The 9517-nt window shown below is 39.5% G+C and carries 7 protein-coding genes and 3 pseudogenes; 5 read left to right on the forward strand and 5 right to left on the reverse strand.

What is annotated here, in order from left to right; genetic code table 11:
• On the forward strand, positions 1-189 hold a 189-nt coding region (locus F955_RS15510; RefSeq protein WP_004897263.1), incomplete at its 5' end, for a DDE-type integrase/transposase/recombinase.
• Between the two features lie 90 nt (positions 190-279).
• Here F955_RS15510 and F955_RS15515 read toward each other — a convergent pair.
• The 5 genes from F955_RS15515 to F955_RS15535 form a co-directional block, all read right to left on the reverse strand.
• A complete protein-coding gene (locus F955_RS15515; RefSeq protein WP_004897265.1) occupies positions 280-582 on the reverse strand; it encodes a putative quinol monooxygenase in 303 nt (100 codons plus the stop codon).
• Positions 583-915: 333 nt separating this feature from the next.
• On the reverse strand, positions 916-1746 hold the full coding sequence (gene fghA / locus F955_RS15520; protein ID WP_004897267.1) for an S-formylglutathione hydrolase: 831 nt from the start codon (positions 1744-1746) through the stop codon (positions 916-918).
• Between the two features lie 228 nt (positions 1747-1974).
• Positions 1975-3087: an S-(hydroxymethyl)glutathione dehydrogenase/class III alcohol dehydrogenase gene (locus F955_RS15525; RefSeq protein ID WP_004897268.1), complete on the reverse strand. Its 1113-nt coding sequence runs from the start codon at positions 3085-3087 to the stop codon at positions 1975-1977.
• A 21-nt stretch (positions 3088-3108) separates the two neighbouring features.
• Positions 3109-3384 (reverse strand): metal/formaldehyde-sensitive transcriptional repressor, encoded by a 276-nt coding sequence (locus F955_RS15530; protein ID WP_001133624.1) that lies wholly within the window; start codon positions 3382-3384, stop codon positions 3109-3111.
• Positions 3385-3962: 578 nt separating this feature from the next.
• Positions 3963-4667 (reverse strand): IS6-like element IS1008 family transposase, encoded by a 705-nt coding sequence (locus F955_RS15535; protein WP_004897270.1) that lies wholly within the window; start codon positions 4665-4667, stop codon positions 3963-3965.
• A gap of 62 nt (positions 4668-4729) precedes the next feature.
• On the opposite strand from F955_RS15535, the pseudogene F955_RS15540 reads away from it, so the two are divergent.
• The 4 genes and pseudogenes from F955_RS15540 to F955_RS16650 form a co-directional block, all read left to right on the forward strand.
• Positions 4730-5212 (forward strand): annotated as a pseudogene (locus tag F955_RS15540) (zinc-binding dehydrogenase); the annotation flags it as partial.
• A gap of 93 nt (positions 5213-5305) precedes the next feature.
• Positions 5306-6528 (forward strand): annotated as a pseudogene (locus F955_RS15550) (IS256 family transposase).
• Between the two features lie 42 nt (positions 6529-6570).
• Positions 6571-9237 (forward strand): excinuclease ABC subunit UvrA, encoded by a 2667-nt coding sequence (locus F955_RS15555; protein WP_004897274.1) that lies wholly within the window; start codon positions 6571-6573, stop codon positions 9235-9237.
• A 167-nt stretch (positions 9238-9404) separates the two neighbouring features.
• Positions 9405-9517: pseudogene (locus F955_RS16650) on the forward strand (IS5/IS1182 family transposase); the annotation flags it as partial.

Genomic DNA, 9517 nt, shown 5'->3' on the forward strand with positions numbered 1-9517 from the left:
GAATGTGATCATGGCAAGCTAAAGCGGATCATCAGGGCCACATTAGGATTCAAATCTATGAAGACGGCTTATGCCACAATTAAAGGTATTGAAGTCATGCGTGCACTACGTAAAGGACAAGCATCGTCATTTTATTATGGTCAGCCTCAGGGTGAAGTGTGTCTAATCAACAGGGTTTTCGGTCTCTAAGCACTTTTTAAAGGGAACATCATCGACTCAAATCACTATTTGCAACAGTGCCAAATTTCAGGCAGCACACTCATACATTTAAGCGTCGGTTTAAGCTGGTAGTTTACTCGCCAAAACATCTACTTTTTCAATAGACGGTGGCTCTGAAAATAGCTCATCGGCCTGAGCCATCAAAGCAGCTGCAACCTTGCCAGATAGATGTGCTTGGCGACCCGCCTCATCAGGAAATGCATCAAATATACCAAATGTTGTAGGTCCAAGACGTAGGCCAAACCACGCAACTGTCGCAGGTTCTTCCATTACAATATGTAAACCGGCTTTAAGGAAAGCTTCCACTTCGTCTTCTTTACCCGGTTTAGCTTCAAGGCGGACATATAAAGCTGTTTTAAGCATGACTAAAACTCCACAATTGACTAGAATTAAAACTGATTCTGACATTGCTAATGTATGCATGTCAGAAAGTTTTGTTGTATAAAAGTTAAAAAAAAATCCCATAGCTGAGCCAAAATCTGTTTTTTTATTCCGACATAATGCTATGAATTTATTCAAGTTAATATCATTAACATTTGAATCAAAAAATTAAGATATGAGATGGTTAAATTCAATCTTAGTTATATAAGGATCAATTGACTCTACCTTAGATTTATAAGCTGACCTCTTCATCTGAAAATTATATTGCTCAAGAAGCATTCAAGAACAACATGTACATCCTCATATCTATCAAAGTTATTTAGCTAGGAGTTTGCTGTGAAACTCTATATGTTTCTCTATAAAGCTCGCAATGAAGTAATAGCTATGGTCATACCCTTCTCTTAGGTTAAGTGTAAGAGGATATTCTTGTTCCAAACACATATCACTAAGAAGCTTAGGCCTTAACTGTTCTTCAAGAAAATCATCAGCTGTTCCCTGATCGACTAAAATAGGTATATGAACTTCAGCGTTTTTGATTAATTCAATCGCATCATAGCTTTTCCATAAAGTTTCGGTTTCACCTAGGTAATGTGTGAAAGCCTTTTTCCCCCAAGGTACTTGGCTAGGTGCAACAATCGGTGCAAAAGCAGAAATACTTTTATACAGCTCAGGATTTTTTAACCCAATTACTAATGCACCATGACCACCCATGCTATGACCCATAATACTTTGGACTTGATTGGTCGGAAAATTTAGGTCAATCAGATTTCTGAGCTCTTCCACAATATAATCATACATTTTGAAATGCTGTGACCAAGGTGCTTGTGTTGCATTCACATAGAATCCTGCACCTTGGCCTAAATCATAATCTGCATGATCTGGTACATCTTCTCCACGTGGGCTGGTATCTGGTGCAACAATAATGACTTTATGTTCAGCCGCATACTTTTGTGCTCCGGCTTTAGTAATAAAGTTCTGTTCGTTGCAAGTCAGTCCTGATAACCAATATAAAACTGGCAACCGCTCATCTTTGTCATGAGGTGGCAGATATATTGAGAATTTCATTGAACAGTTTAATGCTATTGACTGATGGCGATACACTTCTTGCGATCCACCAAAAGAAGCATGTTTCTCAATTATTTCCATAATCAATTACCTATGTTGAGCAAGACTTCATGAGAAATCGAGTAAACAAAGAGTCCGACATTCTCCACAGAGAATAGTGATAAAGATTTAAAATGTAGGCAGGTTGATTGAACCTATACACGATGCCTACACAGATAGATCTGTTTTACAGATGATGTGCCGTTTTGGAGAATTCCATGCATGTCATTCATGATGCACATGCATGGAAAAGTATAAGGTCTGACGGAATTATTCGTAATGAATTACAGTACGAATTGACTTACCTTCATGCATTAGATCAAAGGCTTCATTGATCTGATCCAAGCCCATCGTATGTGTCACAAATGGTTCTAATTGAATTTTACCGTTCATGGCATCTTCAACCATTCCTGGAAGTTGCGTACGACCTTTTACGCCACCAAAGGCAGAACCTAGCCATTTACGACCAGTAACAAGCTGGAATGGACGGGTAGAGATTTCCTGACCTGCGCCAGCTACACCAATAATTACGGATTGTCCCCAGCCACGGTGTGCACTTTCAAGGGCTGCACGCATTACATTCACGTTACCAATACATTCAAATGAATGATCTACACCCCAGCCAGTCATTTCGACAATGACTTGCTGGATTGGTTTGTCGTAGTCTTTAGGGTTCAAGAAGTCCGTTGCACCAAACTCTTTTGCCAGCGCAAATTTATCTGGATTCATGTCAACTACAATAATACGCCCTGCTTTAGCTTGACGTGCGGCTTGTACGACTGCCAGACCAATACCACCTAAACCAAAGACCGCAACACTATCACCTTCTTGTACTTTAGCCGTGTTGTGTACTGCACCGATACCCGTTGTGACACCACAACCCAGTAAGCAGACATGTTCGTGATTGGCTTCAGGATTGATTTTAGCCAATGATACTTCTGCCACTACAGTGTATTCACTGAACGTTGAGCAGCCCATATAGTGATAAATCGGTTGACCATTGTAGGAAAAACGAGTGGTACCATCTGGCATTACACCTCTACCTTGAGTTTCGCGAACGGAAATACACAAGTTCGATTTTCCAGATTTACAGAATACGCACTCGCCACATTCAGCAGTGTAAAGTGGAATTACGTGATCACCTGGTTTGACGCTAGTCACGCCTTCACCAACCTCAACTACAACACCAGCACCTTCATGCCCGAGAATAGCAGGAAAAACACCTTCAGGATCATCGCCAGATAAAGTAAATGCGTCTGTATGACACACACCGGTATGGGAGATCTTGATTAATACTTCACCTTTCTTCGGTGGTGCAACATCAACTTCAACAATTTGAAGAGGTTGACCAGGACCAAACGCAACAGCAGCACGTGACTTCATGGAATAATTCCTTATACAGATCTATTTTAAATATGATTTTAGAATCTTGGCGATTTCAGCCAATTCTTCTTTTCGTTGTTGTTCTGTAGTTTCACCTGATACTAAAGTGTCCTTTAAATGAACCTCCAACATTTCATTCATTAAACCATTAATAGCACCACGCACAGAGCATATTTGTTGCAGAATTGCACCACATTCCACATTGTCTTCTAACGCTTTTTCAATCGCTTGCGTCTGACCTTTGATCTTTCTGACGCGTAGAAGAATCTTTTTTTTGTCTTCAACCTGATTAGGCATCAGACCTCCTTACTTGCTAGCATTAATACTATAGTACCCCATAGTATAAAAAAAGCAATATTTTTTATAAATCGAAAATCAAAAAGACCTTTAGCGAAAATTTTCTATCCCTGTTTTTAGTTTTTTTTTAAATTAACATCGTAGAGCTGATGCTAAAGTCACAAAGAATGGGACTTTCAGCTCCCATTTTTTTATTTTGGCTCATGTTCTTTGTGATGCTGTGACCTTTTAGAATTATGTTTCAAATTTTAGCCACTTTGTAGATATTTTGAACGTTTCAAGCCTTGAAAATACTACCGACAGTTTAGATTAAACTGCCTTTACAGACTGTACTAGAATATTTTTAGTGAGCGGATGATATTTATTATTCATTATTTAGGAATTATTAAATCCTATAAATATCATTTATTGGATTAATTTATTTTGGTACTGTGCATATCATCCCCCAGTTAAGAATAAGGAATAACTATGAATAAGATGATGAATGCTCTTATCCTAGAAAATTTTGGTGATCATGAATTTAAACGGCACTGTTGCAAATAGTGATTTGAGTCGATGATGTTCCCTTTAAAAAGTGCTTAGAGACCGAAAACCCTGTTGATTAGACACACTTCACCCTGAGGCTGACCATAATAAAATGACGATGCTTGTCCTTTACGTAGTGCACGCATGACTTCAATACCTTTAATTGTGGCATAAGCAGTCTTCATAGATTTGAATCCTAATGTGGCCCTGATGATTCGCTTTAACTTACCATGATCACATTCAATGACATTATTTTTATACTTAATCTGCCTGTGCTCAATATCTACTGGACATTTTCCTTCTCGCTTTAATCGTGATAAAGCATGGCCATAGGTCGCTGCTTTATCTGTATTGATGACCCGTGGAATTTGCCATTTTTTCACCGTATTGAAGATCTTTCCTAAAAAACAATAGGCTGATTTACTGTTCCGTCTAGCGGAAAGGTAAAAGTCAATCGTATGACCCCGTTGATCAACTGCACGATACAGGTAAGTCCATCGCCCCTTCACTTTGATATAAGTCTCATCCATATGCCATGAATGTAAATCTGTAGGATTACGCCAATACCAGCGTAACCGTTTTTCCATTTCTGGAGCATAACGCTGAACCCAACGATAAATTGTACTGTGATCAACATTCACACCCCGTTCAGCGAGCATTTCTTGAAGTTCACGATAGCTGATGCCATATTTACAATACCAACGAACAGCCCAAAGAATGATTTCACCTTGAAAGTGCCGACCGTGGAAGGGATTCATCTGCTGTATCTCGAAATAAATAAGATATTTAGCTTATCATGTCAGCCTATTTGCAACAGTGCCTTATTTTGAATCATCTTGGTTATGAGATTACAGCTTCGACTGGTCGACCTCAAGAGTCAGAATATTTAACCTATCTAGGGGCGAGTGAAATTATTGATCGTATTGAATTATCTTCCCCAGGAAAGCCATTAAACAAAGAAGTTTGGGCTGGCGTAATTGATACTGTTGGAAGCCATACTTTAGCCAATGCATGTGCTAGTACAAAATATCGTGGTGCAGTTGCTGCGTGTGGTTTGGCAGGCGGAATGGATTTTCCAGCAACAGTTGCTCCATTTATTCTAAGAGGGATTACCTTATATGGAATTGATAGCGTGATGGCACCAATCGAATTAAGAAAAGAAGCATGGGAACGTTTGGCTACAGAATTAGATCAAACAAAATTAGAAACAGTAACGACTGAAATTCAGTTAACAGATGCTTTAAATATTTCAAATGAAATTTTAGATGGAAAAATTCGAGGTAGAGTTGTTGTACAGATATAGTTCAACAAAATGAGTTGTGGGACTGTTCTAAATTTTGTGTAAGTACTTAATTTTCATTTATCCTACTGAGGATAATAAAAAGAGGTACTTCACATGGATGAAGCTACAATCAAAAGTATGGCAGCTGAATTAGCTAAAGGTTTAAAAACTCCTGAAGATTTAAACCAAATGACAGCCATATTTAAAAAGTTCATGATCGAAACCGCTCTGAATACTGAGCTTTCTGAACATTTAGGCTATGAAAAGCATCAACCTAAGAAAGGATCTAATGCACGTAATGGTTTTAGCTCCAAAACAGTTCTAACACAAGATGGGCAGCTTGCTTTAGATATCCCTCGTGATCGTGATGGCTCTTTTGAACCACAGATTATTAAGAAGCATCAAACACGCATTACTAGCATGGATGATCAAATTCTTTCGCTATATGCGAAAGGAATGACAAATAGAGAAATTGTTGCTTTTTTAAAGAAATGTACGATGCCGATGTATCTGCCTCCCTTATTAGTAAGGTGACGGATGCTGTCATTGAACAAGTGACAGAATGGCAAAATAGAACACTCGATAGTCTTTATCCTGTTGTCTATTTAGATTGCATTGTTGTTAAGGTTCGTCAGCATTCAACAGTAATCAATAAATCAGTTTATTTAGCATTAGGCATTAACCTGGATGGCCAAAAAGAACTTCTTGGCATGTGGCTTGCTCAAACAGAAGGTTCCAAATTCTGGCTGTCAGTCATGACAGAGCTTAAAAATCGAGGAGTGCAAGATATTCTTGTAGCCTGCCTTGCGAAGCAGCGCTTCTCAGGACTAAAAGGCTTTCCTGATGCGATAGCCTCTGTCTACCCTCATACTGATATCCAGCTGTGTATCGTACATGTTGTACGCAATAGCCTGAGATTTGTGAGCTGGAAGGACTACAAAGCTGTAACAGCAGGATTGAAGGCGATCTATCAGGCAAGTACAGAGGAAAATGCTTTAAAGCCCCTAGATATCTTCTGCGATCAATGGAATCACCAGTATTCAAAAATTGGAGAATCCTGGCGGGCAAATTGGGAAAATATCCGAACGATCTTTAGCTATCCTGCTGAAATACGTCATGCGATTTATACAACAAATGCAATTGAATCATTGAATAGCGTGATCCGCCATTCAACTAAAAAGAGAAAGATCTTCTCTTCTGATGATTCAGTGAAAAAGGTCATTTATTTAGCAACTTCAAATGCTGCTAAAAAATGGACCATGCCAATTCAAAATTGGCGTTTAGCAATGAATTGGTTTACGATTCAGTTCGATGATCGATTAAAAGATCATTTATAAAAAATGAGACTTACACAAAATAATTTACAGGCTCGTAGAAACATGAAAATACATGCTTTTGGTGAACACAATAACATTACTTTATCTAATAATTGTATTGAAGTTCGAGGTGCACGTGAGCATAACCTTAAGGATGTAGATGTTTCTATCCCAAGAAATGCACTTGTTGTTTTCTCAGGTGTATCGGGTTCAGGAAAATCATCACTTGCTTTTGGAACTATTTTTGCTGAAGCACAAAGAAGATATTTCGAATCTGTTGCACCTTATGCAAGACGCTTAATAGATCAGGCCGGAGTACCAGATGTTGATGCTATTGATGGTCTACCACCAGCAGTAGCATTGCAACAACAACGTGGTGCAAGTAATACCCGTTCTTCTGTTGGAAGTGTAACAACTTTATCAAGTCTCGTGCGAATGATTTATTCGCGTGCTGGTGCATATCCTGCCGATCAGCCAATGTTATATGCCGAGGACTTTTCACCGAACACTCCTCAAGGTGCTTGTCCTACCTGTCATGGTTTAGGTCACATTTATGAAGTTACAGAATCGACAATGGTTCCTGACCCAACACTCAGTATTCGTGAGAGAGCTATCGCATCATGGCCACCTGCTTGGCACGGGCAAAACTTACGCGATATCCTAGTAACCCTAGGGTATGATGTCGATCGACCATGGAAAGATTTACCGCAATCGGATAGAGACTGGATTTTATTTACTGAAGAAACCCCAACAGTTCCTGTCTATGCTGGTTTAAGCCCCGCTGAGACTCAATCTGCACTTAAACGTAAACTAGAACCCAGCTATATGGGCACTTTCACTGGTGCTCGTCGCTATGTCCTTCATACTTTTGCTAATACCCAAAGTACGTTGATGAAAAAACGTGTTTCACGTTTTATGGAAGGAAAAATATGCCCTTCCTGTCATGGTAAACGCCTTAAACCAGAAGCCTTATCTATTACCTTTGCTGGAGTAGATATTGGTGAGTTTATGCAACTTTCTTTGGATAAGTTAACTTGCCTGCTTGAGCCCATTGTTCTTGGCAATTTCGACGCTCATGATGCTGGAGAAAAGACTAATAATAAAGTAACCCAACTTGATAGATCCGAACGAGCAACAACAGGTAGAGCAGTGCATTCTGTATCTCCAGATGTAAGACGTACGTCAGCACTTTCAGATGAAAAGAAAATTGCTGCGCAGCGTTTAGCAAATGGTGTGGTGGGGCGTTTAAATCAATTACGCCAGTTAGGTCTTGGTTATCTAACATTAGATAGAGCCACACCGACTCTTTCAGCGGGAGAGTTACAACGTTTGCGTTTAGCAACACAATTAAGTTCTATGCTATTTGGTGTAGTTTATGTACTGGATGAACCGTCTGCTGGATTACATCCTTCAGATAGTCAGTCATTATATGATTCTCTCGATAAATTAAGAGACGCTGGAAACTCCGTATTTGTTGTAGAGCATGATTTAGAGCTCATGCGTCGTGCTCAATGGTTAGTGGATGTTGGACCAGATGCAGGAGAGCAAGGTGGTAATATTTTATATAGTGGAGTACCTCAGGGTTTAAGTGAGATTTCAGCTTCACGTACTGCAAGTTATTTATTTAATAAAATCCCAGTTACTCAAAGTTATGGACGTACACCCTCTGGTTGGCTTGAACTTAACAATATTTACCGACATAACCTGCATAATATTGATGCTCGTATACCTCTTGGTGTACTTACAGCAGTTACAGGTATTTCAGGTTCAGGTAAATCTAGTCTCGTTTCTCAAGCTTTACCCGAGTTAGTACTTTCATATTTAGGCAATGAATCTGAAACTGAAAACAATAATGAAAATAATCCTTTAAATGAAGGAATGTTGGTTACCGAGGTTACACAGGGTTCTCTGGCTGGTGATGTGGAGGCTATACAGCGTCTGGTACAGGTTGATCAAAAACCAATTGGCCGTACTCCACGTTCTAATCTGGCAACTTATACGGGTTTATTTGATCATGTTAGAAAGTTATTTGCTGGGACTCCTGAAGCTCGCCAAGCTCATTATGATGCTGGACGTTTTTCGTTTAATGTGGCTAAAGGGCGATGTGAAACTTGTGAAGGTGAAGGCTTTGTCAGTGTAGAATTATTGTTTATGCCAAGTGTATATGCCCCTTGTCCGACATGTCATGGTGCTCGATATAATGATGACACTCTGAAAATTCGCTGGAATGGACGTAATATTGCTGAAGTATTAGGAATGACCGTCAATGAAGCACGTGATTTTTTTGATGGAGAGGTCTCGATTGCTCGTTCACTACAATTATTAAAGGAAATTGGCCTTGGTTATTTACGTTTAGGGCAACCAGCGACTGAACTATCTGGTGGAGAAGCGCAACGTATTAAATTGGCGACCGAGCTGCAACGCAATCAGCGTGGAAATACACTGTATATACTTGATGAGCCAACTACAGGTTTGCATCCATCAGATGTAGATCGATTGTTAGTTCAATTGCAGCGATTAGTCGATGCGGGTAATACCGTGGTTATGATTGAGCATGATATGCGTGCCGTTGCACAAGCAGATTGGGTGATTGATGTGGGACCAGGTGCTGGAAATGCTGGTGGGAATATTGTTGTGGCAGGAACACCAAAACAAATAACAGAAAATCAAGATAGTCGTACTGCTCCATATTTAGTTAATGAGTTAGTGAGTCGTGATACTAAACGTTGATATTGCGAGTGGGTAGAATAAAACCTTAAATTAAAAGCCTGTAAAATCAATCAGATATTTTTTTGTTTTAGGTGGTGTGTGAGCATGAAATCTAAAAGTTTTTTTCAACTAAGGGCTTTGTTGCACAAACCTATCTGTAACGGCTTTTTCAGCGATATAATTTTCAAATGAAGAAGCCTACACAGAAAATCTACCGCACAACCAATTGGCCCGCATATAACCGAGCACTCATGAGTCGCGGAAATATTGCCATTTGGTTTGATCCTGCTACGCAATGGTA

It is taken from the genome of Acinetobacter schindleri CIP 107287 (genome assembly GCF_000368625.1).
Classification (GTDB): Bacteria; Pseudomonadota; Gammaproteobacteria; order Pseudomonadales; family Moraxellaceae; genus Acinetobacter; species Acinetobacter schindleri.